Source organism: Pontiella desulfatans (assembly GCF_900890425.1).
Lineage (GTDB): Bacteria > Verrucomicrobiota > Kiritimatiellia > Kiritimatiellales > Pontiellaceae > Pontiella > Pontiella desulfatans.
Genome location: NZ_CAAHFG010000001.1, coordinates 591,758 through 617,387, shown reverse-complemented (window position 1 = coordinate 617,387; position 25,630 = coordinate 591,758). Strand labels below are relative to the sequence as shown.

The window sequence follows — 25,630 nt, the reverse complement described above, 5'->3', positions numbered from 1 at the left end:
CTTTCGTTTTGGTTGAAACTATGGTTACGGAGTGAACTGCGCTTTCGTGTTAATGAACCGCACACCCGCGCCTGCGTTAACCGCATTGGTGATGGAGCGCCAAGTATCATCGACGTTAGCTGCTCCGTAGATGGTGTAGAGGCTGGTGTCGTTTGTGAATGCCGGATCGAATATCAGATCGGTGTCCAACTCAATCCAGTGGCTAAGCCCCCGGATGGAGTTGTCTTGCCGACGCTGGTAAACGTGCAGGATGTAGTTGGTGCCACCGATATCAACCGTGTCGCCCATATTCGGAACATAACCAATATCATTTGGATCATCCGGATCACCACCAAATGCATATTCACCAAGGTTGTCCAGCGCATCCCCGTCCTTGTTGTCGGTCAGGTTGGTCAGAGCTCCGAGGGTCGGATACTCCGCTAACCAGGCATTATAAAACTCGGCCGCGGTCGGAATAACCGCAGTGGAAGTATACCTTAGGTAATCCACATTGATGTAGTCAGCTGGATCCATTCCGATTGTACCACCCACATTCAGCGTAAGCTTGACTTGCGCAATGTCACTGAGCGCGCCGAGACTCGCACCACTCACTACAGACACAGCATCATCCTCAGTCTGGTTGTCATACCACCATGAGGCACTGTAGGTTCCGGCATCCAGGTTAGCGTCGATACGAAGCACAACACCCGTGGATGCAACATAACCTGCATGATCATAGAAGTCCTGACCGGCTCCACCTCCATTGTTGGCCGCAGCACGGAAGCGCACGGTTCCATTGTTGGTGTTGACATCGATGCCGAACTGAACATTGTTGTTCCCGGTGGAATCGCCGAACCCAAACTTTAATGAGGAACTATCTTCAGAAGCAACAAGGTTCCATTCATCGAATGCAAACTCGAGGCGATGCAATCCATCAACATATGCAAAATCCAGATCGTGGGCGCGATAGACATCATTTGTGCCGTCACCGGAAGCCACGAGACTGCCCAAGCCGTTGGCAGCAATATTGGCATCGGCACCGACGAATTGACCCCCGTCCGTGCCGGTTTGTGCCAGCGCGTTCAGCAGGGTATCAACCGGGTCGTTCATCTCATAAACGACCAAGTTGCCGTAGACCGGTGGAAGTGGCATGGCTGCAACCTTTTCAAATCGAAGGTTGTCGGTTAGAATAGTATCGCCCAACTGCCAGCCGTTTCCGCCATTGACCGTCTGGACAATCATACGGTATTGGCTCAGTTCAAAGTTTGCATGAACCGTACCTTCATACGTTGCTCCAATTTCAACGCCTCCATCCAAGGTGTAAAGCAGTGCTGCCGAACCGGCTGATCCCGAATTGTCCAGATCCATGACCAAGCGGACACTCAGATTGCTTAGGGTACTGCCGGGGAAGGTTGCCATCGTCTGATTGTTTCCGTTGGCATCATCCATTTGCAGCAGGTGGTTGTTTCCATCAAACCGCAGGCGGAAGCCCATGGCAACATTTCCGTTTGCCGTGTCCCGAATGGTCATCCCCGCATTGCCGGTCGTGTTCGATGCGTCGGAGATGGAAAAGTCCGAAGCAACATAGTCCCATGCCAACTCATAAATACCTGTCGTTCCGCTGGCATACAGTGAAGGCGTGGCCGTCCGGAAAATACTGTCCTGGGATTCGTTGGTGCTCGTGTGCTGGAAGAGCAGCATGTTGTTCGTAATCACGGCCACATCGGCATTGCCAAAGCTAACCCCTCCTACATATCCCGTACTCACACCCTCACCCATGCCGGCGCCATTCGTATTGTCGGTATACGTCCATAGATCGATCAGCGCCAGAGCCGGCGGCGGCGCGGCGGATTCGAGCTGCGTGAAGGTTATGTTGTCAACGAAAAGCTCATCACCGACTTCCCAAATGGAGCCGCCGTTCAGAAACTGGGCTGCAATACGATACGTGGATATCGCCCACCCCGAGGGAAGCGTGCCATCGTGCAGCAAGGTTTCACTACCGCCATCAGGCGCGTAGTACGTTGTGAAAGTGGAATTATCGAGATCGTAGACCAGCCTGAGATGCAGATTGGCGATACTGCTCCCCGAAAAAGTCGCCGCCTCTGTCCAGTTGAAATTCGCATCCTTGACCAGCAGGGCTATGTGGTTTGCATCTGCATATATGTTGGTTACGCCCGCAACATTCACGTTTGTTACGTTTAACTGGCCTTCATACTGCAACCGAACCATGGCATCTGAGTTTCCGGCTCCCCGTATACCCAATGCCCACGTTGTTTTTTGATCTAGCAGCGCGGTATTGGCAAAATCAACCGATGTGAAATCCCATTCACACTGGAACTTACCAGTCGTTGCGCCTGCAATGCCAACCACTGAAGGAATAGCATCCTTGAAATAGTTCTGCGTCCCCGCGCGAATGAACTTGGCCTCCCCGCCTTCAATACTGGAGTTATTGTTGTCTGCCCAGGTAGCGCCACCGCCCCCAGCAATATCGGACGTACTTAGCGACGTCGCGATACTCGCATTAGGATCCGGATCCACAGTAAAGCTCCAACTATCTATAATATCCTGACCGTGCGAAATACCCGCATAGGCCACTGCCATTAATATTGCCAACCACTTTTTCATCTCTACCTCCATCGGTCTTTCGCTCTCTCTCCATCGCAGGAAGCACCCGCCCCCATGCACGAACAAGATCCACCTACTCCTTAGGCTGGAATGTGTATATATCATGACTATATCAATGTCAACCGGTTTTTTTACTTTTGATCAGCTGGTGCCCCCGATCGAGGCAACCCATACGGCATAAATAAGATTTTTGCGTTGGACTACAGCGACTTATCCCACCAGCAAGCGCACACAAATGGATGCCTATAAGATATATCACTTCGAACACTCTTGCCACTTTGATATAGCTATGTTCTACTCCACCATATCAAACACTTAGCACTGCGAGGCCGATATGAGAACCACAGCAACACTCCTTTTCGCGCTCCTGGCGGCCACCGGCCGCGCAAACGGACCGCAAAACCTGAAAGACCCCGAACAGATCCATCAACCGGTTATCGTGTTCGACCATTCCACCGAGCTCCTGCACAAGCGCCCGCCCTACCCGCCGGAAACAATCGGCTTCTCCACCGACCCCGTCGCGGGGATGCCCTTCGGCCAGTGCCTCACGCTGGACATCAAAAACCCCGGCTCCAGCCCCTATGCGCTGAACCTCCAGTTTTTCGAGACCAACCGCTGGGAGGTGGGCGACACCGGCCTCATCGCCTTCCACTGCCGCACGCTCGAAACCCGCAGCCGGCATGGCGCCAGCAGCCTCATGATCCAATACAAACCCAACTACGACGACTGGCGCGGGCACGTCCAGACCGACCTCTTCCTCACCCGGGAATGGAAGCAAGTCCTGATCCCGTTCGAGATCAAAATCGCGGCCACCGACACCCCGCAAACCGTGCTGAACCTTTTCCTCGGCGGCGTCGATCCGCATACCTTCCAAATAGCCGGCCTGCGCGTCCATGGCTTCGGGAAAACGGTTCCCCTTGCCAAGCTGCCCCGGTCGCAGATCCACTACCCCGGCATGGAACCCGACGCCCCATGGCGCACCGCCGCGCGCCAACGGATCGAGCAACACCGCAAGGCCAACCTGCAACTGAAGCTGGTCGACCCCACCGGCCAACCCGTGGAAGGTGCAACCATCCACGCAAAGCTCGAACGCCACCAATTCGGATTCGGCGCGGCCGTCCATACGCCGATGCTCGTTTCGCCGAACGTCCCGCAGGAGGAGCGGGAAAAGTATTCGGCGATCCTCACGCGCACCTGCAGCAAGATCACCCCCACCAACGCCATGAAGTGGCGGCTGCACAACCACTTCAAGCAACATGTTCCGGGCCTCGTCGCCTGGTGCGAAACGCACAACATGACCCTGCGCGGACACCTTTTCATCTGGCCCGGATTCGAACGGCTGCCAGACGGATACGATCTCCACAAAACCAACCCCGCCGCCTTCCGGAAAGACCTCACCGACCACATCGAAACGTTCGCCAACCTCTACCCGGATGCCTTCAGCGAGTGGGACGTCATGAACGAACCCTACACCGAACACGACTACATGGACCTGCTGGGTAAGGAGATTGTGCTCGAATGGTTCGAAACCGCGCGCAAGGCAAACCCCAACTACCTCACCTACATCAACGACTACGGCATCCTCTCCGACAACAACCAGGAACATCGGGACAACTACTACGGCTGGATTGAATACCTCATCCAAAACAACGCCCCGCTCGACGGCATCGGCTTCCAAGGCCACTTCACCACCCCCATGCCACCGGAGCTGATCCTCGAGCGCATCGACCGCTACGCCGCGTTCGGCAAAAAAATGCAGATCACCGAGTTCGACTTCGACCACCCCGACCCGGACCTGCAGGCGCGCTTCTTCGAGGACTTCGTCACCTTGATCTACAGCCACCCCCAAATGTCGGCGCTCATCAACTGGATCTTCCTCGAAGACAACTTTCGCCCCTCCGCCGCCCTCTACCGCAAAGACTTCACCCCAACCGCCATGGGCCAGGTTTGGGAGCGGCTGCTAACGAAAGAGTGGCACACCGAAGAACGCCGGAAAACCAACCCCGAAGGCATCGTCGAACTCCGTGGTTTCAAAGGAAGCTATTCCATCACCATTGAACACAACAACCAGACCCGCACGCACCACATCAAACTGGATGCCGACAAAACCATGCAACTGATTGCCAACTAACCCCCGGCGGCAGTCAACCCCGAACCCTCAATCGTTAAACAAAATGATGGCTGTCCGACGAAGGGCCGCTGAACGCTCCCGGCGTTCGGAACGTGGACAAAAACTCCAGTGATCCCTGTAATGTTTTGAATGGAAATTCAGTGTCTTTGGCGGCGGGTGTGGTTTAGCATCGGAAACCAATGAAGGGGATTTCCCATTTTATCTCGGGTGTGGCGGTGGCCTCGTGCTTTCCGTGGGCGGTTGCGGCGGCCCTCGAGAAGAATCCGGCCTACTTTATCCTGGGGGCGGCTTTCGGGATCCTGCCGGACACGATCGACTTCAAGTTCTACCGCTTTTTCTATCGCTACCACCAATCCATCACCCCCGATCCGCGCCGGCCCGATCCGCAGGCCATCGCCGACCGGATTGCCGAAGCCGTTTCCGCCTCGCTCGATCAAAAGGGCATGTTCCGGCTCAAGATCAACACCTTGCGGCTCTCGGCCGACCAGTGGCGGCAGTTCAGGATTCGCTTCGATCCGCAGAGGCAGGGCGTCGAGGTCGAACTCGGACCGGTGGTTACCACCGGCCAGCTCCCCGTCCCCGGCTCCTTCCCGGAAGCCGATGCCGCCAAGGGATGGGCAAGACTGGCGGCCCCCATCGAGGAAACCTACGAAGCCGTGACCACCGTCGATATCTTCGACGGCCCCGCCTTTGGTTTCGAGCAAGACGCCGACGGGCGGGTGAACATCCATTTTTTACCGTGGCACCGCAGCTGGACGCACAGCCTGGTGCTCGGGGCCGCGCTGGCGGCGCCGATGGCGGCATGGCTCGGGTGGCGGGCCGGAATCGTGGCGTTTTGCGCCTATGCCATCCATATCCTGGAAGACCAGCTGGGCTTCATGGGTTCGAACCTCTTTGCGCCATTCACCAAACGCCGGCTCAAGGGGCTGCATTGGATGCGCTCGGGCGATGCACTGCCCAACTTTGCAACCGTCTGGTTTTGCTGCATGCTGGTTTTCTGGAACTGCTACCGCATCATTCCCGATCCAACCTACCATTTTGGCTTCATCCGCCTCATGCTCTACGGTTTCGTTGCTCCGCTCGGCCTCTATGGCCTGTTGCATTTCCTGCTGAACCGGAAGTCGCTTGCCCGCGAGCCCATCGACAGCGCCAATGAATGGGGAGAAGGGTTTTGAGCGGCCTCGGTCGGCATGGCCTGTGGCTCAGCCATCTGCTTTGCGCGGTGGTGGTGCTGGCCACCTCGTGGCCGGCGCTTGAAAACCCGCGCCTGGAGGCCGACGACTACCGCTATCTTCACAACATCCAGCAGGTGAAGGCCGGCAACATGGCCGTCATCGAGGCCATGACCGTCGAAAACCGCTGGGACCATCTCTGGTTCATGGAGGAAGAGGGCCGCATCCGGTTTTTCAGGCCAACGGTTCTCGTGTCGTATGCCATCGATCAAGCGGTTTGGGGCACGGCCTATCCGCTTGGCCTCACCCTGACCAACGTCATGATCCACCTCGCCTGCTGCATGCTGGTGGGTTTCGTGTTGTTCCGGTTGCTGGGTGCGGGCTGGCCCGCGCTGTGGTCGGCCCTGCTCTTCGCCGGCTGGGCCGCGCATGCGGAATGCATCTGGTATATCGCCGGACGAACCGACTCGCTTGCGGCGCTCGGGTTCCTGGCCGCCCTGGCCTTGCACCTTGCCGGAAAACCGTGGTGGGCGCTGCCCTGTTTCATCTTTGGCCTCACAACCAAGGAACTGGTGGTGGTTGCCCCGGTGGTTTTCATCGTCCATGACGCATGGGTCGAAAAGCGCAGGATCGATTGGCTGCTATACATCGCCTACGGGGCCATCGCAATGGCGGTGCTGATTCTAAAAAACCTGGCACTCGGGGGCGAAGGAAGCGACTTCCTCCCTCCCTACCTCGTTTCGCCGCTCAGCCCGGGATTTCCGCAACACCTTTGGCTCCAGCTGCGGAGCTACACCGGCAACCTGCTGGCGGCGGAGGTTACCGTGCCGTTCGCCGATGCCGAAACCGTTGCCCTGCTGCATCGTCCCCTCTTTTTGGCGGTCGGCCTTTCACTGCTCGCGGCCATGGGGTGGTTGCTTCGCCGCGACCGGCGGTTTGGGTTGCTGGTCCTGCTCGGCGTCCTGACCTGGCTGCCCACCAGCTTTGTCTATTTGAGCGAGCGCTATCTCTACCTGCCATCGGTGGCCCTGGCTGGAAGCATCGGGCTCGTGCTGGCCAACCAACCGCTGAAGCGGAGGCTTCCGCTGGGCGTTGCCATGGCTGCATTCGTGGCCTTCCAGGCATGGGCGCTGCGGGCCCGGCAGGCCGAAATCGTCAACCAGCCCGGCTCCGTTCAGGAAATGGTGCGCCAGCTGGAGCCGGTTCGCGACGCAATACGAACAAGCGACCACCTGCTATTGGTCAACCTGCCCGGATTGTTTGTCCGCGCGCAGTTTGTGCTGGATATTCTCCGGGTGGAACTGGATAACCCCGACTTGGCGGTCGATGTGCTGACGATGATGCCCGGCCAAAACGGCACCGAATGGCACCCCGGCGATCCATTGCCGGTGATGGGCGCGGCGGTGCAGGTGCTGCCGAAGGGCCAGCACGGCCTGCTGCTCCAGGGGCGCGCGCTGGCGCCCGGGCAACCACCGCACCGAATTCAGGAATACGGACTCAAACAATTCAACTGGTCGGCCCTCGACGAAAACGAAATCCACTCAACCCCGTCGCTTCAGGCGCGCATTGTGTCGGCGGATCCCATCGGCGCAACGGGGATCGAATTCGAGGTGCCAAAGCCCTTGGGGCGGCATGGCATCCTGGTTTGGCAAGCGGACTGCTCCGATCTCAACGCGCATCCCTGGGCCCGCCGGAAAAATGCCACCGTGAGGTGCATGCGGCTCGATGGATAGGAGCTCCGCACGTCCGCCTTGCGCCGCCGTTCCAACCCTGTGACGGGCATACACAGAGATGCCAAAATCCTACAAGCCGGACCCAGGCGCCCCTGCTACCTTGGCTGCATGAACAGTGTTGCGCATGTGAAAAGAACGGGACGACGAATCAGGAATTCGAAATTATCCGCCTGCGTATTCCTTGGATTCCTTTGCTTCATCCTGCCGACCGGATTGCACGCAGACCATGCGGTGCTGGCGGGCTGGCATGATTTTTCGTCGGCCTTCCAGGCCCACCGCTGGTTGAATTCCGCGAAGGAAGCCGTCAGCGATCTCGACCAGGTTTCCGGTTCCCTGTATGGCGGCGATGGCGCCCGCAATACGTGGGGATCCACCGACGGAACCTATGGACCGGCCGTGGAAACCGGGAGCACGGCCGCCGATGGCGCCATGAGCATCCGCGTCGATAAGAACACCATTCATTTTTCGGTATCGAATGGCACCTCGCGCAATATCCACCTGGACAAGGTGGTGTTCGATTTCGCGAGCATCAACGGTAACTCGCCCCGGAACCTGGAACTCTATTATGACAGCGGCGACCTTGCCGATCCGGACGGAACCCTGCTGATGCGATGGACATCCATCCTGAACGGGCTGGCTTCCGTTTCGGACTACGAGGACAAGGAACTGGATTTAAGCCTGCTTGGCGACCAGATCCTGGGGCCCGGCGAAGAGGCCGTCTTCCGCTTCCAGGTCGATACGGCCAATGTCAACAACCAGGCGCTGGGGCTTGATAACATCGCCATCCTCGGAGGCTACGCCGACTTCGCCATCCTGACCTACAACATCCACGGGGGGTATGGCCCCGATGGCGAAGGAACCCCGCAGGACAACCTGACGGCCTTCCGCAACACGTTCATGAACGGCGAGGATGTCCTCTGCTTGCAGGAGGTCGACAACGGCGACTGCTGGACCGCCGTCCAGTCGGTCTTCCTCGACTATCCCTACCGCTTCCGCACCGTCAACCAGGAGACGGATTACTGGCCCTGGGAAACGCCCAAGCAAACCTCCATCGCCATCCTTTCGAAGCATCCCTTCCTCTCCACCGACGAGGAGTTGATCCAGACCGACCCCCAATACGACCAATGGGAGCGCCATGCCCAGCACGTTGCCATCCAGCTGGGCGCAAGCGAGGTTGATCTCTTCCACTTCCACAACACCTACAACTTTAACGACAACGACTGGGAATATGAAAAATCCGGATTAACCCGTTTCCGCGACTATGTGTACAACGAGCTGGGCATCGGCTCGCTGGGCGAGGCCGAAAACCTGATCATGCTCGGCGACTTCAACCTCCTCCACACCAATGTCGCCGCAATCCTCGACACACCGGACCGGAAATCCGACGGGCGCGACCACATCTGCAGCGTCCCGCATTTCACCTCGTCGGGAAAATATGCCACCGTCTCGGCCGACCTTTCGGATCATCCCGCGCTATGGGCCGCGCTGGACCTGCAGGCACCGGCCCCGGACCCGATGCAGTGGGCCTCCGCCCCTGCGGCCAACGGCGCATCGGCCCTATCGATGGAGGCTGCGGCGGCGTCCGATCCGTACGAAGTGGAATACTATTTCTCGAACACCACCATTGCCGACGGATCCCACGACAGCGGCTGGCAGAACAGCCCCACCTATCTGGACAGCGACCTCACCCAGGGAACCACCTATTCCTACACCGTAACGGCACGCGATAAATCGGCGAATGCCAACGCAACCCAACCCTCGGCGGCCGCATCCGCCGTTGCCATCATCAACTACATCGTGCCTCCCTATGCGGAAAGCTTCGAGGACGGCTCCAGCGGAGACTGGGTGCAAGTCCGCGACGACGACTACGACTGGACGGTCAACAGCGGCGGAACAACCACGGCCGCATCCGGCCCAAGCGGCGCCTCCGATGGATCCTACTATCTCTATGCCGAAGGTCATCATGGCCTGGGTTTATACAAAACCGCTTCCGTGGTCGCCTATTTCGATCTCAGCGGGCTGAGCGCCCCCGTAATGAAATTCGACTACCACATGTATGGCGAATACATCGACCACCTTTCCCTCGATGTTCACGACGGAGCATCCTGGACGTCCAATGTCTGGACGAAAAGCAGGCAGCAACACACCGGCAGTGACGATCCGTGGTCCACGGCAACCGTAGACCTTTCGGCCTATTCCGCCACCGGAAAAATCAAGCTCCGCTTCCGCACTGCGAATTTGCTTTGGAATGCCGCAGACCCGGCCATCGATCATATCCTCGTGGAGGATGCGCTTGGCACCACCTATGCGCTATGGGCAGACGCAGCGTTTTCCAATGCGCCACCCGGAACCGACGAAACCTTCGGCGGCAACCCGGACAGCGACCGCTTCAACAACCGGCAGGAGTGGGCCCTAGCGCTCAATCCGCTGGTGGCCGACCAACCCGCCGTGGAGCTTGCCGCAAGCAACGCCACCTTTGTGGCCATCTATCGCCGCCGCAACAACACCGGGCTGTCCGTCGATACCGTCTGGGCATCGGCCCTCACCTCGGCGGTCTGGCGCGGTGTCGGCGATGGCCTCACCGAGCTGATCCTCGAAACCAATGACCATCTGGAAACCGTCGCCGTGCAGGTTGCAACCGATGAAGACCGCAAATTCATCCAAATTAAAGTCTCCGAATAACGAGTCCCCAAAACCCGTACGGGTTCCCTTCCATGGAGAAAGTTCAAACGCCCCGCTCCGGCCGTCCGGGGCTGACGGAGACCCGATGTGCCGCTTGCTGTACCGCAGGCGTCCCGCCTGCCCCGCCGAGCGACCCCATTCCCATCAACGAATCTTTTTGACCGGATAACCGGATGGAAAGAATCGATGGGTGCTCCCAACGGAGCGGGGGCTTTCCTGCCCCGTCGGGGAAATACCACCGCACGCTTACGCTCCACTTGCTGTACCGCAGGCGTCCCGCCTGCCCCGCCGAACGGGCAACCACCGCGCGCCCCCAAAACCGCTAGTGATCCTTTGCATCCTTAAAGACCGGCTCCTGGTGGTTCCCACGGCACATCACGTGGTAGGTCGCACCTTCAAATTCAGCTCGAGGTTTTCTCGCCATGCCAGGCTCTCAAGCAAAGACATAGGCACTCGTCAACCAAAATGACGATTTAGGCGGCCTGACCCCTTTTCCATGCCTTCAAATTGTTTGTCAGCATGTTCTGCCCATTCCTCAAAGGTGTCTTCAATCACTTCTTTATCAACGGAGTAGGCTTTTAATAATGCCCACTGCTCAGGTTTGTACCATGCAATTGCAATTCTAGCTTTTTTACTCATGATATTTCCTTATTCGAACGTTAATCCTGACCCGCTTGGGAAATAGACGTTGCCTTCAAAATCGGGCGTTGTCCAAGTAGGGTCAAGGATCTGGTTAGGCCTGTTTTTCTTTCCATAGACTAAGTGAATTTACTGTTTTTGTCTCGGCCTTCTATAATCTCTTGCTTTTGAATATCTCTCTTTTTGCCCGCTCTCAAACCAATCTTGTTTCCAGTCCCCACATGATGTTTCCAAAATGAGATCCCTGAGATGGGAGATAGAATTTTTGTGTTTCTCAAAATAATAATCAGATATCAAGTTTGAATGGTATGAGTCTCGAATACAAACCATAAGATGTCCGTCAGAAACAAATACCTTCACAGCGATCTCCACTGATGAAAATTTATTAGCGGTTGTTGCAACGAGGTGATGATTATTCTTATACACCATAAGTTTATTGTCTTTAAGAACGCTTTCTATCACCGGAATCGGATCGCTTTCTATTTTTACTATCTCATGTGTTAGATCACATTTGATAAAGAAAGAAGATCTAAAATCGCTGCAGCTCAACCATCTAACTGCATCTGAACGAACCTTTTTTGCATTGGTAACAATAGACACCAAATAAAAGGTTATAAATGCAATGGATAATGCTATTAATACACTCATATTCATCACTGCCTAACGTTAAACGTGAGCCTGAGTGGATTGTGCTTCAACTTCATCAACGGGCGTTGTCACGATAGGTTCTACGTTCTGGTTAGCAATTATTTTTCTAAGTTCTCGGTAATCCGATCATATGTTGAGTAGTAATATTTGGATGGTTCGGACATCATTTTACTTTTGTAGCTGTTATATGGTTCTGAGTTTTTCTCAAATCCAGATTTGAAATTCAGAGAATAGAAGTATTGGACATCCATGTAGAGGTCTGACTTGGGATGCAAACCTTCTCTCACTCCACCCCGTGCCGCAGCATCTATTTCGATTAATTGCGCAAATGGTGTTCCAAGACTATTAAGACAAATGTGGTTTTGTGATTTTGAAATATGAAGTAATGGGTCGTCATAATACTCATTAGAACCTTGAGTGATGATTGCATATGTCGATAAGCCAAGTGTTTTAGAATAGATCTCGTTAATTTTTATCGATAGTTCAATGAACACCTCGGGAGAGTATGTATATTTTTGCTTAACTCTGAAATTTGCGGTAGTCCAATTGCTTTTTAATATCAGGCTGTCCGCAAATGATATAAACGAAATATTTTTATATTCCGTTGCAAGTTCATCGATTTGGTCTCGCAAAGAAAGTAGGACATCCCTTTTAACGAGACCGTCATCCATTCCCTTTTTAAAATCAGCGACATCTATTAGTGTAAAAATCGAATAATTTCTTCGGTACAGAGTGTTGTGCCAATCTGTTTTAACGAAAAGGTGTGGTTTTTCATCTGTTTGCCATGAACCGACACAGGTAACAAACTGATCCCGAGGGAGAGTTATATTAACGTGGTGATATCTGTCCCAAATATTTACTGCTAATGAAATTTCTACCGACTTGCTGTTAACTGCGCTGACAGACGCATAGCTTATGTAGCCAACGGGGTCGAAGTTTTCTCCATCACTAAAGAATTTTACTAGCTGTGCCTCATATTCTTCGAGGTAGATTTCATCCATGATGTAAATATCTTCGTTAAGAGGGATATCCTCATAATCGTAGACATCAAATTTTTCGTGTTCGAACAATGATCTGTTTTCCTATTTGCTGCTAACGTTACTCATGACCCGCTTGGGGGTTAATCGTTGCCTGACTCGACGGGCGTTGTCCAAGTAGGGTCAATGAGCTTGATACTCATCTAAGTCCTTCAGTTAGGACGATTATTCCTTAAACTAAAATTAGATGCCCCCCTCTGGCCAAGCAATACGGCTGACCACCCGAGGATGGCGTCTCCAATTAGCACTAATCGAAGGAGGCATGAATGAAGTATTACAAAACAACGACGAAATTCAACTGCGGAATCGACCTGCATACCCGACAAATGTACATCTGTGTGATGGATCAGGAGGGAAATATCCTGGTGCATCGAAATATTAGAAACAATGACTTCGCTTTTTTCTTAAAACTGGTGGAGCCGTACCGTCATGATCTGACCGTAACATGCGAGAGCTGCTTTGTATGTTTCTGGCTGGCCGATGCCTGCGAGGATGCCGGAATCAACTTTGTACTGGCCCATGCGTACTATGTGAAATCAATCGCAGCGAATAAGCATAAGAACGACAAAGAGGATTGCCGTGAACTGGCCGAATGCCTGCGCACGAACCGGATCCCGCCGGCTTATGTCTGTCCCCGTGATCTGCGACCTGTGCGTAAGCTGCTCAGGCGTCGAAACAAGTTTGTTAAAAACCGCTCAGAACTCACCGGCCATTCTACCAGCGAAGTCATGGCCGCAGGCAACCAGCCTCTGACGATCAGCTCCAATAGTAAGGAGCGCTGGAGAGAAGGCGTGCGGGCGAGTTTTGATAATCCGGTGGATTCGTTTACGAGTGAAGCTGAACTGTTCATTATTGAAAGCTACGATGAGATTATTCTTAAAATGGAGCAGCGCATCGAAAAGCATGCCCGGGATTTTCAGCAACAGGATTATCGGTTGATTCGCACAGCGTCGGGCATCGGAAAGATTCTGGCTCTCACGATTATTTACGAAACGATCGATATTAAACGTTTTCCTACGGTGAAGGATTACATCAGTTATTGCCGCCTGGTTTGCGGGACTAATGAAAGCGGCGGCAAGGACTTTGGCGGCAAAGGGCGTAAGATGGGTAATCCATATTTAAAGTGGGCTTTCATGCAGGCCGCTATTCTTGGTAAACGTGCCGACCCGAAACTCAATGCCTACTACCAGAAACTCGAGCGCAAGAAGGGCAAGCACACGGCCAACGCTATTATCGCAGCCAAGATTGCCAGGGCGGTTTATTTCATGCTCGATCGCAAAACCGGCTTTAATGTCGACCAGCTGATTAAGGGGCGACGATGATTTAATATACACTTTTATAAGGAGGCGGTGGTGATCCGGATATTCTAACTGGGACAAAGTGGTCATCCGATGCACGGCATAATAAAATGGTTTGAATCCGAATCAGCCGCGCTGGAAAGAACCCGTACCCGATCGTCTTGATTGGAACCGCCGCCTCCGGTTTTTACAGAACCTGATTTAATAAGGAGCCGACCCTGTCGCAAGCCCGCACCAAACTGGACTCTGCCTTCCACTGCATTATCGTTACACCGGAAGACGGTAAGCGATCCGCGAAGCACCCCTTGACAACTATTGATCATAGATTTTGAAAACGTCATAGGTGGCCATCTATGACGTCTATGATGCGAGTTTCATAGACCGGGCCTTGGCCCAGGCGCGGGGTGTGACCGAGGGGATCTGCCGGATGGTCATGTCCGGCAGGCGTTCGAGCACGTCCTTGAGGTAGGCGTAGGGGTCGAGGCCGTGGGTTTTGCAGCTGGCGAGGATGGTGTAGATGACGGCGCTGCGCCAGCCGGCGTCCTTGTCGCCGATGAACAGCCAGTTCTTGCGGCCGAGCGCGGCGGGGCGGATGGCGTTTTCGACGCCGTTGTTGTCGATCTCGACCTGGCCGAGTTCGACGTAGGCCCGCAGTCCTTCGCGCTGGCGCAGGGCGTAGGCGACGGCGGTGCCGGTGAGCGATCTGGGTTTGTAGTATCCGCCTTCGAACATGGCCCCGAAGACTCGGAAGAGGCGGTCGAGGATGGGACGGCTTTCGCTTTCGCGGATGGCGGCGCGCAGGTTGGGCCCGGCGTTTTGTTCGCGAAGCTTTTTTTCGATTTGGTAGAGCTGTCCGATTTGGTGGAGGATCCAGCCGTTGCGCGCCCGGTGTTCGCCCATCTCGTATGCCTTGAAGAAGCGGCGGCGCACGTGTGCCCAGCACGCGGCGTGCGCGGGCAATGCGAGTTCCTTCGTTAGTTTGGCATACGGTTGGTATTCGTCGGTCTGGATGATGCAGTCGAATTGGTCGGGCAGCCATCGCTTCAGGTGTTCGTAGCCGCGGCCCGGCGCCCAGTGGAAGACGGTGTCTTTGTTCCGGGGTGCGTTCGACACCCACAGGTAGCCTTTGGCGGTTTTGCCGCGCCCGGCACTCAGATACTGCACCGGTGTTTCATCGAGCTGGACATAGCCGCCGGCGAGCTGTTCCTTGAACATCTGTTGTGCGACCGGCTTGAGCCATTCGGCAACGAGCTCGACGCCGCGGCAGAGGGTGTTGCGCCCGAGGTGGACGTCGTACCGTTGTTTGAAGATCTGTTCCTGCCGGTAGAGCGGAAGATGGTCGGCGTACTTGCCCACGACCACATGCGCCAGCAGGCCGGGGGCCATCATGCCGCGCTCGAGCAGTTTCGGCGGAAGCGCCGCGGTGGTCGGCACGGCATCGGGATCGTTGCGCTTCACGAAGGTGCGGCGAACCTGCCGTTTGATTTTGAAACGGCCTGGCTCGTAGTCGAGCTGTTCGCTGACCTGCTCGCCGATCTGGCGGAAGAGCGAGGGGTTGGCCTTGACGGGCTCGGGGTCGATGATCTCTTCCTCGACGGGAAGGTTTTCCGGATAGCGGGGCCGGCGGGGCTGGCGCTTGCGCGCGGGTTCCGGGGCTTCCACAGCGGCCGGTTCATCAGCGGAAGCCTCCGGCTGTCCCGGCGTTTCGTCTCCGAAAAGCATCTCGATCTGGTCGGGGGAAAGCTTCTCGCTTTTGCCGCCGCCGAAGATCTGGCGAACGAGCAGATCCACCTTCTGGCGCAGCAACCGGTTCTCCTCGCGGAGGAACTCGATTTCCTGGTTTTGGCGGGCGATGATGTCAGCTTCACTCATGCCTCCCTTAGACAGCAAAGGCCCCGTTGCATTCAGATTTTTCCAGACTTTATTCGCGCTCGTACCACGGGCGCATCTTCGCGCCTTTGAGATCCACCCCGTCGGTCAGCAGCGCCAGCGCCTCCGGCGTGAGCGACAGCCGCTTCTGGCCGGAACGCGACGGCTGCGGCCAGCTGAAGCACCCCTGTTCGAGACGTTTCGCCGCAACCCACAACCCGGTGCCGTCCCAGAACAGGATCTTGAGCCGGTTGCGCCGCTTGTTTGTGAACAGGTAGAGCGCCCCCTGGTATGGATCGCCCCCGAGGTGCTCCTGCACCACCGCCGCCAGCCCGTTGAAACTCTTGCGCATGTCCTGCGGTTCCATCGCCGCATACACCTTCAGCGCCCCCGTGAAACTCAGCATGAGTGCTCCAGGTACTTCAGCAGCGCCGCCACCATCGGGAACTGATCGGCCCGGTCGATAACCAAGCGGGCCCCGCCCGGCAGCTCGATCCCCAACCCACCTGGGCCCGCCGCCGCCCGTTGGATTTCAATCTCCTCGAAAAACGGACCCGAGCGCGCGTCGTCTTCGTTGCGCGCCTCCTCGCGGCGTTTCCGCCAATACGCAAAGGTCGGGTACTTGATTCCATGCAGTTTCGCAAACGCGGCCCCCGACATGCCGCTCTGCTCGAACGCGTCAAGCAGCGCGTTCCGTTGTTCAATGGGGGTTCTCACGCGGCCGGCCGTGTCGGCCTTGAGTATCGTCAGTTCGGTTGGAGGTATTGAATCATTCATAGGTCATAGCCTATGACATTTTCAGAGCCTATGAATAGAGAGGCTTGGCGGAACGCTTGCGGAAGACGAACGCAGACAGCCGCTGTTTTTCTTGAATAGGTAGCGCACAGGGATGTACCGCATGATTTTCTGGGACGTCATGGATCTTAGTAATCCGTGACAGCCGCCACCCCGTTCGTCGGGGAGATCTGGCCGCCTGAGCCCGCACGGTTGTTTGAGGGAGCCTTGCTCCACTCGCCCATGTAGAAATAAAAACGGCACAAGTTGAATCCGGGTTGGATAGTTCAATCGATAGCGAAAGTTGGAAAAACGCAAAAAGATTGGATCAGGGGATTTTTTGTCTTTACTCAAAAGGACTTAATGGTGGTTCGAATCATTTATTCATTTTTTGCTGAAGAGCCTCTTTTGCCTCAAGTACTTTTTCATAAGCAAAATCGGAAAGTGGTTTAGTATCAATTTCCCCACCACAAGCTGAGCAGAATGAATTTTCCTCAAACCAACTTAGGGGCACTGATATCTTTTTTTTACAATAGGGGTATTCACTTCGCTGGACTAGACCCACATGTTGTGGTACACACGTTTCATGGAAGCGTATCCAAAGGATCTGGAAGAATTGGAACTGAACTTTTCAAGTGAAGAAGCATGTCGCGACTATCTTGCATCATTGCGATGGCCGAACGGCTTCCTTTGCCCGGCCTGTGGCCATGGGGAGTCGTGGCGACTGGCAGACGGCCTTTTCAAGTGCAAGAAGTGCAGTCGTAAAACATCTGTAACCTCGGGTACGATCTTTGAGGGCACCCGCAAACCGCTGGCGTCCTGGTTCAGGGCGATCTGGTGGGTGACAAGCCAGAAGAACGGAGCCAGCGCCCTGGGACTGATGCGCGTTCTCGGCCTCGGAAGCTACAAGACCGCATGGACGTGGCTGCACAAGCTCCGCCGGGCGATGGTACGTCCGGGACGGGAAAGACTGACCGGAACCGTGCAGGTGGATGAAACCTTCATAGGCGGCACAAGGCCCGGGAAACGGGGGCGCGGAGCCGAAGGTAAGACCCTTGTGCTGATCGTGGCGCAGGAGAATGGTAAGGCCGTCGGTCGCATTCGCCTTGTAAAAATACCCGATGCCTCATCCAAAAGTCTTGAAGGGGCCATCCGAGAAACAGTTGATCCGGGTACGCAGGTGAAGACGGACGGGTGGAAGGGGTACAATGGTTTGGGAGCTTTGGGCTACGACCATAAAGTCGTTCGGAAATCCGAGGATGTTGGCGCGAACCTGCTCCCCCTTTGCCATCGAGTCGCCAGTTTGCTTAAGCGGTGGCTTGGCGGAACACATCAGGGCGCAGTAAGTCACGAGCATTTGGCATACTATCTCGACGAATACACGTTCCGCTTCAACCGGCGCACTTCCCGCTCGCGGGGAATGCTGTTTTACCGTCTGCTACAAAATGCAGTCGCTATGGAACCCGTTCGGTTCAAGGAAATATCCCTGTCGGTCAGGGGAAGAAACCACAAGATACAGACTTAGTCCAGCGAAGTGAATACCCCTATTTTACAATTTGTGCATGCTGTTTCAATGATTGGTTCTTCACTCATTTTACTTCCTTTCTGTGTGGGTTGAAATGTTGAGTTATAGCTTTACTCCAAATGTTTCATTAACCTTTTTAGAGAATTCACCATATGAAATCGGAATTTGACTTTTTCCTTCACGCACACCAGAAACTCGGATTAACATCCCATCTTTGATCCCATAAATAGCGATGGAATTCATTATGTCTGAACAGGACACTCTCACGACAACGAAGTTGTAGTTTCCTTTTGTTAAAACCCATGATTTGGATTCTAGTGGGATGGGTTTATTGGTTTTTCCATATTTTTCTTCATAGAGGTTCTTGAAGTTCTTTTGCATCCTGTTCTTTATACTTTTCTCCAAAAGACTACAGGCATTCGAGCTGTTTAGACTTTCATTCGTTGCTCCCTGTGCATCTTGCTTTGTAACAGAAAGGACAATGTCATTTTTGGCTGAAACCAATGTCGTCATGGAAAGTAACGATATGATCAACAATAGCATTAATTTTGGTTTCATAATCTTCCTTCTATTTTTTATTCGAACAGTTGCGTCCATGGAAAATATTCCACCTACGTACCCTATGGGCTGGACGGATTCTCCATGTATGACGCTATTTTATGTTAAAACCGGAAAAATCGCTGGCCAATAATCCATAGATGACCTAATCTTACGATCCACTCCAGATATGAATATATTAGTGAGGTTTTTATGGAAGACAAGAAGAAGTTTAAACCCGACAAAAACCATAAACTAATGGATCAAGTGCGCGAAACGATGCGCTATTACCACTATGCCTACCGGACGGAGCAAACGTACTGCGACTGGATCAAGCGTTTCCTGGCGTTCGCGGAGGGATGCCGTCTCATGCCGTAGAACCAGGCTGTGGTCTTTGTACTTTTTGCGCCTCCTCGTGGCCATCCCAACGCCTGCGATGCCTTGCTGGAGGGGCGCACGCCGTGCGCCCGGGCGGACGGCGTCCGCCCCTCCACGAACGGCTCGGATGGAACCTCGCCCTCCAACCCGTTTTTTTCACAAGACGATTAACGACAGGACACTTTCCGGTGCGGCGCAGGGGAAATTCGTGTTCATTGGTGTTCATTCGCGGTTAAGCAAATCGTGCAATTTTTTTGACAGAATAATTAGGACAAAATAATTCATGGTTACGGCATAAAGGAAATCATTCTGTCCTAATTGTTCTGTCATTTTTTCTGCTGCGAAGCCGCTTTGGTGAGAATCATACCCAATTAAACAGGTTTGTTTTTCACCACAGAGGTCACCGAGACACAGAGCAATTGAACATTCCCGCTCCTCTGTGCCTTCGTGTCCTCTGTGGTGAGACCATTCAAGTTAAGTTCATATTAGGGATGAAGAGCCTGGCGGTGGTCTTTGTGCTATGCGCGCAATTGCTTCTCAATTGTGTGGCCATCCCAACGCCTGCGATGCCTTGCTGGAGTGGGCGCACGCCGTGCGCCCGGGCGGACGGCGTCCGCCCCTCCACGAACGGCTCGGATGCAACCTCGCCCTCCAACCCGTTTTTTTCACAAGACGATTAACGACAGGACACTTTCCGGTGCGGACGCAGCGGTTTAAAAAATCCACCCGCACCGAAATAGTCTTGTCGTTCAATTGTCCTGTAGAAATACCATCCGCACCGGTTTTTAAAGCGGCGTGGTCTTTCAGTTCCCGCAGCACTCCAAAAAATCTTTCCGCCCCGTCCTTGCGTTTCCCTGCGCGATACTTGACCGCCGTAGCCTTGGCGAAGGAGGTTCGCGGCGAATAACGATCCGGGGCGGCGGGCGGCTCGGATGGAACCTCGCCCTCCAACCCGTTTTTTTCACAAGACGATTAACAACAGGACTATTTCCGATGCGGACGCAACGGTTTAAAAAATCCACCCGCACCGAAATAGTCTTATCGTTCAATTGTCCTGTAGAAATACCATCCGCACCGGTTTTTAAAGCGGCGTGGCCTTTCCGTTCCCGCCGCACTCCAAGATTTCTTTCCGCCCCTCCACGAAAGGGCCTTACGGTCTAGCGTCCCGGTGCGGTGGGTTGGCCGGATTGCAGGATGTCCATGTATTCCTTGAACATGGTTTCGACGAGCTTCTTGTATTCCGGATTCTTGATCAGGTCTTTCTTTTCGCCGGGATCGTCCTTCAGGTTGTAGAGGGCCTTGGGTTCATACTGGGTGCGTTTGAAGTTGCTCTGGATGATGAGTTTCCACGGCATTTTCCGATACATCAGCTCCTGGTTGGCGCCGGCCTGGTTGACGAAAAAGTCGCGTTGGACAAACCGGCCTTTCCCGGTGAGCAGCGGCAGCAGGTTGTTGGAATCCTGCGCCTGGCCTTTGGGGATCGTGGTGCCGACCAATGCGGCGAAGGTGGCGACCATGTCCTGGTTGACCGCCAGCTCGCCGGTGACGCCGGGCTGGATGTGGCCCGGCCAGACGGCGAAGGTCGGGACGCGGTGGCCGCCTTCCAAGGGCAGGTTCTTGCTGCCGTTCCATCCGCCGCCCGGCTCGTATCCGATTTCCTGCTTGGCCTTGCCATCGGTCAGGCCGCCGTTGTCGGAGGAAAAGACGATCAGCGTGTTTTCGAATTCGCCGGAGGCCTTGAGCGCATCGACGATGCGTTTGACCTGCATGTCGAGATCGGCGGTCATGTCCAGATGGTCGGAGACCGAGCTGCCTTTGATCTTTCGGCCGTCGAACTCGTCGGGCGGGCAATGAGGCAGGTGGACCGTCGGGCTGCAGTAGTAGAGGAAGAAGGGTTCCTTTTTCTGCGCGTTGGCCTTGATGAAGTCCACGGCCTTGGCGGAAAGCAACTTACCGACCTTGCGCGCGTCCCAGTTCGAGTCGCCCGGCCCCGGCCCCTTGTCGCTTACATCCTTGGGGTTGGTGGCATTGTCCTTGTTGAAGAAGACGATCTTCGAATCCTTGGCCAAGGGGGCCCACTGCTGGTTTTCATAAAACAGATACATGGGGCCTTGCACGCCGCACGGGGTGGTGAAGTCGTAGTCGAAGCCGCAATATTTCGGGCCGCCGCCGATCCAGCGGGTCACATCGACCTGGTCGATGATGTCGCCCGACTTGGGGCCGCGGTAAACCTGCTGGGTGCCGGGCACCTGGAAATCGCCGCCCATATGCCACTTGCCGAAAAAGCCGGTGCGGTAGCCGGCGTCGCGCATCAACGTGCCGAGTGTAACCTCTCCTTCCTTGAAGGCCGTCGGCGCGAAGGTGCTCCACACGCCGGCGGGCGCGTAGGAGCGATAGTTGTTGTTGCCGCTCATCACGCAGTAGCGCGTTGGTGCGCAGAGCGCGGTGGCCGAATGGCCGTCGGTGAACCAGAGGCCCTGCTCCGCCAGCGCATCGATGTTCGGCGTTTCAACGAACGGCTCCTTGTTCAAAATCCTGCGCGCATGGTAGCTGACGTCGCCCAGCCCGAGATCATCCGCCAGGATGAAAACAACGTTCGGCTTTTCAGCGACCGCGGCTGAAACAACCGCAAGGAATGTAGTAATAAACAGTTTTTTCATGTATCGGATTCTCCGAATTTATTGACCGCAAAGTCGCAAAGAAACAAAGGTTCTCCCTTCTTCGCGCCTTAGCGTCTTCGCGGTTAAGTCACTCAAGTTAGAGTTTAAGTTTTTTATCGTCCGCGCCGGGGGCGAAGTTGCTGCGGGAGACCTCGGTTCCGTCGCCTTTGGCATTCCAGATTACTTCCACGCGGTTGTCGCCGATCACGATATTGAGCAGCTTATCCTTCATTTTCATCGCAATGCCTTTGTACTCCGGATTGAAGGCGAGGTTGTTGAGTTCGTCCGGATCGCGCTTCATGTCGTAGAGCACCGGTTCGAGGTCTTTGTATGAGGCGGTCATGGCCCACTTCATGTCCTTTCCGCCCATTTTGTTCTTCGGGCGGGACTTGATGGAAAACATGTAGTCCGGGGTGCGCAGCGTTGCGCGCGGCCCGGTTACGGCATGGCTTTCACCAACGATGTAGTCGCGGGGTTCCAGCTCGCCGGAGGTGACCTTGGCGAGGTCGTAGCCATCGAGGTAGGCATACTGCGGCTGTTCCAGGTTGGCGCCGCCGGCCGCCATGATGGTGGGCGCAATATCGACGAATTCGGTCAGGTCGGTGACGACCTTGCCGGCGGGAAACCGCTTCTTGTCGGAGGAGACGACAATGATCGGATCGAGCGCGTCGGTTTTCCACGGGGCGAACTTATAGATGGATCCATGCTCGTTGAGCCGCCATCCATGGTCGCCGCAGACATAGACGATCATCCACGGTTGCTTCTGCTTTTTGCTGTAGGCCAGGAACGCCTCGACCGCCTCGCCAATGAGGTGGTCGCCGTATGCGCAGTAGGCATAATAGTCCTGAACCATCTGCTGCTTGTCTGCATCGGAATAGTGTTCCGACGCCGCCTTTTTGATGAGGCCCTGCAACTGCGGCGGCAGCTTGCCGAACTCATCCTTATCGACCACCGGAATGGTGTATTTCTTTTTGAGGAAGCGATCCCGGAACGATTTTGGCGGCAGCACCGGGGTGTGCGGGAAATCGTAGCCAATGTTGGCGAACAGCGGCTTGCTTGGGTTCACGCCGGTAAAGGTCTGCGAGCCGACGGCCAGTGTTTGGCTGGGGTTTTCCAGGAAGCGGACCAGCTCGGTCGTATAGCGGCCGTCGCGGTTTTTTCCGGCCGGCTGGGAACTGACGCCGCCGATGATCTCGCCATAGCCCGGCTGTTTTTCCTCCGGAGATGCATACTTGCGCAGGATGTCGTATTTTTCATCGACCTGCTTGCTGTGGTTTTCGAGCCCGGCGATTTTGTTGAGTTCATAACCGGTATATTCCCACGTCCCTTCCAGCGTCCGCAACCAGTCGCAATGGGTAGGTTTGTCCAGTTTAATCCCGGCCACCTCGGTTACCTCGCCTTTGCTCCAACCGGTCAGGCCTTCATCGAACATTCTATGGAAGCTGATATCCTGCTGGTAGATTTGGTGGGTCCCGAATTTTCCGTTCCTGTTGGTGGTGCGGACGCGCACGCCCAGCTTGCCCACGTGGAAGGTCTGGTAGCCCAGCGCGGCCATCTGCTCGGGCAGCGAGGGTTTCCAATGCTCGGTATCCTTGTTGAACCACTCGAACTCATAGATCCCGGAGCGGAACGGATAGCGCCCGAGGTGCATCGACGCCCGCGACGGCGCACAGCCCTGCGCATGGCAATAGGTATTGATGAAGGTCGTGCCCATTTCCGCCAGCTTGTCGGTGCTCGGCGACTCCACATAACCCAGCGGGCTCATCTCGTCGCCGGTCATCATTTGATTGAATGCGCGGATCGAGTCGTAGCGGTGGTCGTCGGTCAGAACCCACAGCACATTGGGCTGCGTCTTCGCGAAAGCCGATCCTGCGATCAGCAGTGTCAGGTAAAAACTATGTTTCATCATGCGCCTCTCCTATTTTGCGTAATACGCCTTTTGCTCTTCCTTGGTTGCAAGGCCATCCTGGTTGGCATCGATCTGATCGAACAGCTTTTCGACCTGGGCCTGGACATAGGTTTTGCCCTTCTTCTCCATCTCGGTCTTTTTCCAGCTGCAGAAGGCGTCCTTCGTTTTCCCCTGCCCCTTCGGGGTGGCGGACGGCATGGAACGCGGAGGTTCCTTTTTTGCCGGAGGGGCCGGCTTTGCCACCTCTTCGGGCTTGCGGCCGTAGCGTTTCGGGTTGAAGGTTGACCCTCCGGGAACGCCGGGGGCATTGAACTCCTCATAATACAGATCGAAATCCGGCAGGATGTGCAGCAGCTCCTCGCGCTCCGCGCGGTGGACTTCCGAAACGCCGCCCCACTCCCTGATTTCCGAGAAACTGATCAGGTCGGCCGGGTTATCGGCAACGTTCCACCATTGGTCCCGCCCGTCCTTGAGGACGTGCGTTCCGCGGATCAGCTGCTCGGGGCCGCGCTGGGTATAGAGCCAGTCGCGGTGCTCCTTCCCGTCGGTATAAAGGAACGGCACCAGGCTTTTCCCGTTGACTTCATAATCGGCCGGAATCTCAAACCCGACCAGGTCGGCGATGGTCGGCATGATGTCGGCCAGGCTGACGAGCACATCCTGACCGCCCTGTTTTTTCATGCCCGGCGCGTAGATGATCATCGGCACGTGGCAGCCCTTCTGCTGCTCGCCCTTGTTCTTGCCGTATTCGGCCGAGCCATTGTCGGCACAGAAAACAATGACGGTGTTTTCGGCAATGCCCATTTCCTCCAGCTTCTGCCGATACCGCCAGATCTGGTAGTCGATGTAGTTGATATGGCTGTGCATGCCCGGCTCCGTGATGGTTCCGTGCAGGTCGTAGACCCCGTTGTCGCCGGTCACAACCGGCTCGGTGCGCGTGTATCTTCCCCCCTCCCAGGCAATCTTCGGCGTACCGGGCCAACACTGGCCGTTTGCGGGCGTAAGCCAGTCCCACGCGCCGTGTCCGAGATGGGTGGTGTGGTAGATAAAGAACGGCTTGCCCTGCTGGTGCATGCGTTCCATGAAATCGATGGAAAACGCCTGCTCCACATCCGGGCCGAAGGTGGACAGCCCGAAACGCTTCTTCGCTTCCGGTGTATTCGGCCACCAGACCGTCTTGCCGGGATCGGTCGGATGGTTCATTAGCTTAACGTGGGGGCAAAAGTTCCAGCCATGCTGCAGATAGGTGTCGCAGATTTCGCCGTTGTCCACATTGACCAGCACCTTTTCGCCATTGACCTTTTTATACACGTGCTTGAGGTCGGTATAGGGGTTGTCCGTGTCGCTCAGGCTGCCCGGGGTGAAGCACCCTTCGTCGAAGCCGTGCTCGGCGTATCCCCCCGCCATCTGGGTTTTCCCGGACCAGTAGGTGCCATAGCCCGCTTTTTGCGCAACGTGCCCGATCAGCAGCGGCGAACTCTCGTACACGGGATAGGTGGAAAGCTTCCCCTGCTCGTCGTAGGAAAGCCCCTTGTCCTTGTTGTTCCACCATTTGGTGATGTGTGCGTATCGGCCGGACATCATCATGGCGCGGCTGGGGTTGCAGACGCAGGCCGCCCACGCGGTCTTGATCCAGCAGCCTTCCGTTGCCAGCCGGTCCAGCACGGGGGTCACGGCCCGCAACGCCGGATCCGAGGTATCGCCCCGTTCCGGCTTGCTCCACACCGCCGATCCGTAGACCGGCAGTTCGCGCGCACTGATGTCGTCCGCGAAATAGACGATAATGTTGGGTTTCGACAAGCCCGTCGCCGGCGAATCCGCCTTCGCCCATGCGCTCGCGGCAAGCAACGCACCGCTGAAAAAAATGATCCCTGACGGTTTCACATCAACTCTCCTAAATAACCATTCACTAAAGAGACGGCAAACGTCTCATGTTTCCTCCCCTCGCGAACCTATCTAAAAGGCCTAGGCCTTCAACCTTACGGCAATCCAAGCCAAACGATCCGGCACAAAATGTCCAGATCCTGTCCAAAA

At 55.5% G+C, this 25,630-nt stretch carries 20 protein-coding genes; 9 read left to right on the top strand and 11 right to left on the bottom strand.

All coding sequences use genetic code 11. The features are described from left to right. Nucleotides 1-24 precede the first annotated feature (24 nt). Nucleotides 25-2,604: a hypothetical protein gene (locus E9954_RS02345; protein WP_136077637.1), complete on the bottom strand. Its 2,580-nt coding sequence runs from the start codon at nucleotides 2,602-2,604 to the stop codon at nucleotides 25-27. Nucleotides 2,605-2,938: 334 nt separating this feature from the next. Between E9954_RS02345 and E9954_RS02340 the strand changes: the two genes are divergently transcribed. From E9954_RS02340 to E9954_RS32225, 5 genes are all read left to right on the top strand, one after another. Next, a complete protein-coding gene (locus tag E9954_RS02340) occupies nucleotides 2,939-4,735 on the top strand; it encodes an endo-1,4-beta-xylanase (RefSeq protein WP_136077636.1) in 1,797 nt (598 codons plus the stop codon). 179 nt (nucleotides 4,736-4,914) lie between these two features. Continuing rightward, a complete protein-coding gene (locus E9954_RS02335; RefSeq protein ID WP_136077635.1) occupies nucleotides 4,915-5,910 on the top strand; it encodes a metal-dependent hydrolase in 996 nt (331 codons plus the stop codon). Then, on the top strand, nucleotides 5,907-7,640 hold the full coding sequence (locus E9954_RS02330) for a hypothetical protein (protein ID WP_136077634.1): 1,734 nt from the start codon (nucleotides 5,907-5,909) through the stop codon (nucleotides 7,638-7,640). Before E9954_RS02335 ends, E9954_RS02330 begins: the two co-directional genes overlap by 4 nt. A 126-nt stretch (nucleotides 7,641-7,766) precedes the next feature. Then, nucleotides 7,767-10,322: an endonuclease/exonuclease/phosphatase family protein gene (locus E9954_RS02325; protein WP_168441897.1), complete on the top strand. Its 2,556-nt coding sequence runs from the start codon at nucleotides 7,767-7,769 to the stop codon at nucleotides 10,320-10,322. Nucleotides 10,323-10,495: 173 nt separating this feature from the next. Continuing rightward, a complete protein-coding gene (locus E9954_RS32225) occupies nucleotides 10,496-10,648 on the top strand; it encodes a hypothetical protein (RefSeq protein WP_168441896.1) in 153 nt (50 codons plus the stop codon). A 130-nt stretch (nucleotides 10,649-10,778) separates the two neighbouring features. Here the strand turns inward: E9954_RS32225 and E9954_RS02320 are convergent, their stop codons facing one another. The 3 genes from E9954_RS02320 to E9954_RS02310 all read right to left on the bottom strand — a co-directional run bounded on the left by E9954_RS02320 (nucleotide 10,779) and on the right by E9954_RS02310 (nucleotide 12,679). Further along, nucleotides 10,779-10,961 (bottom strand): hypothetical protein, encoded by a 183-nt coding sequence (locus E9954_RS02320; RefSeq protein ID WP_136077632.1) that lies wholly within the window; start codon nucleotides 10,959-10,961, stop codon nucleotides 10,779-10,781. Nucleotides 10,962-11,090: 129 nt separating this feature from the next. Further along, nucleotides 11,091-11,609 carry a hypothetical protein gene (locus E9954_RS02315; protein ID WP_136077631.1) on the bottom strand — a complete coding sequence of 173 codons (519 nt, stop codon included), beginning with the start codon at nucleotides 11,607-11,609 and terminating at the stop codon, nucleotides 11,091-11,093. A gap of 98 nt (nucleotides 11,610-11,707) precedes the next feature. Beyond that, nucleotides 11,708-12,679, bottom strand: a complete 972-nt coding sequence (locus tag E9954_RS02310) for a hypothetical protein (protein WP_136077630.1) — start codon at nucleotides 12,677-12,679, stop codon at nucleotides 11,708-11,710. 233 nt (nucleotides 12,680-12,912) lie between these two features. Here E9954_RS02310 and E9954_RS02305 point away from each other — a divergent pair, with 233 nt between their 5' ends. After that, nucleotides 12,913-13,968 carry an IS110 family RNA-guided transposase gene (locus E9954_RS02305; protein WP_136077629.1) on the top strand — a complete coding sequence of 352 codons (1,056 nt, stop codon included), beginning with the start codon at nucleotides 12,913-12,915 and terminating at the stop codon, nucleotides 13,966-13,968. A 336-nt stretch (nucleotides 13,969-14,304) separates the two neighbouring features. On the opposite strand, the gene tnpC is transcribed toward E9954_RS02305, so the two are convergent. From tnpC to tnpA, 3 genes are read right to left on the bottom strand one after another with little or no spacing between them, the layout of a single operon-like run. Continuing rightward, a complete protein-coding gene (tnpC, locus tag E9954_RS02300) occupies nucleotides 14,305-15,816 on the bottom strand; it encodes an IS66 family transposase (RefSeq protein WP_136077628.1) in 1,512 nt (503 codons plus the stop codon). Between the two features lie 49 nt (nucleotides 15,817-15,865). Then, a complete protein-coding gene (gene tnpB / locus E9954_RS02295; RefSeq protein WP_136077627.1) occupies nucleotides 15,866-16,219 on the bottom strand; it encodes an IS66 family insertion sequence element accessory protein TnpB in 354 nt (117 codons plus the stop codon). Beyond that, complete coding sequence (tnpA, locus tag E9954_RS02290) at nucleotides 16,213-16,590, bottom strand: IS66 family insertion sequence element accessory protein TnpA (RefSeq protein ID WP_136077626.1); 378 nt, start codon at nucleotides 16,588-16,590, stop codon at nucleotides 16,213-16,215. Before tnpA ends, tnpB begins: the two co-directional genes overlap by 7 nt. Nucleotides 16,591-17,173: 583 nt before the next feature. Here tnpA and E9954_RS02285 point away from each other — a divergent pair. Further along, on the top strand, nucleotides 17,174-18,112 hold the full coding sequence (locus tag E9954_RS02285) for an IS1595 family transposase (RefSeq protein ID WP_136077625.1): 939 nt from the start codon (nucleotides 17,174-17,176) through the stop codon (nucleotides 18,110-18,112). 102 nt (nucleotides 18,113-18,214) lie between these two features. Here the strand turns inward: E9954_RS02285 and E9954_RS02280 are convergent, their stop codons facing one another. Beyond that, nucleotides 18,215-18,670, bottom strand: a complete 456-nt coding sequence (locus E9954_RS02280) for a hypothetical protein (RefSeq protein WP_136077624.1) — start codon at nucleotides 18,668-18,670, stop codon at nucleotides 18,215-18,217. Nucleotides 18,671-18,862: 192 nt separating this feature from the next. Here E9954_RS02280 and E9954_RS02275 point away from each other — a divergent pair, with 192 nt between their 5' ends. Then, nucleotides 18,863-19,027, top strand: coding sequence for a phage integrase N-terminal SAM-like domain-containing protein (locus E9954_RS02275; protein ID WP_136077623.1), 165 nt, complete (start codon nucleotides 18,863-18,865; stop codon nucleotides 19,025-19,027). 9 nt (nucleotides 19,028-19,036) lie between these two features. Continuing rightward, on the top strand, nucleotides 19,037-19,198 hold the full coding sequence (locus tag E9954_RS32220) for a hypothetical protein (RefSeq protein WP_168441895.1): 162 nt from the start codon (nucleotides 19,037-19,039) through the stop codon (nucleotides 19,196-19,198). A gap of 986 nt (nucleotides 19,199-20,184) precedes the next feature. Here E9954_RS32220 and E9954_RS02270 read toward each other — a convergent pair. The 3 genes from E9954_RS02270 to E9954_RS02260 form a co-directional block, all read right to left on the bottom strand. Continuing rightward, nucleotides 20,185-21,687 carry a sulfatase family protein gene (locus E9954_RS02270; RefSeq protein WP_136077622.1) on the bottom strand — a complete coding sequence of 501 codons (1,503 nt, stop codon included), beginning with the start codon at nucleotides 21,685-21,687 and terminating at the stop codon, nucleotides 20,185-20,187. A gap of 97 nt (nucleotides 21,688-21,784) precedes the next feature. Then, nucleotides 21,785-23,596, bottom strand: a complete 1,812-nt coding sequence (locus E9954_RS02265; protein WP_222847024.1) for a sulfatase-like hydrolase/transferase — start codon at nucleotides 23,594-23,596, stop codon at nucleotides 21,785-21,787. A gap of 9 nt (nucleotides 23,597-23,605) precedes the next feature. After that, the gene (locus tag E9954_RS02260) at nucleotides 23,606-25,480 is read right to left on the bottom strand and encodes a sulfatase-like hydrolase/transferase (protein WP_222847023.1); all 1,875 of its coding nucleotides are present in this window, start codon (nucleotides 25,478-25,480) and stop codon (nucleotides 23,606-23,608) included. Nucleotides 25,481-25,630: the final 150 nt, after the last annotated feature.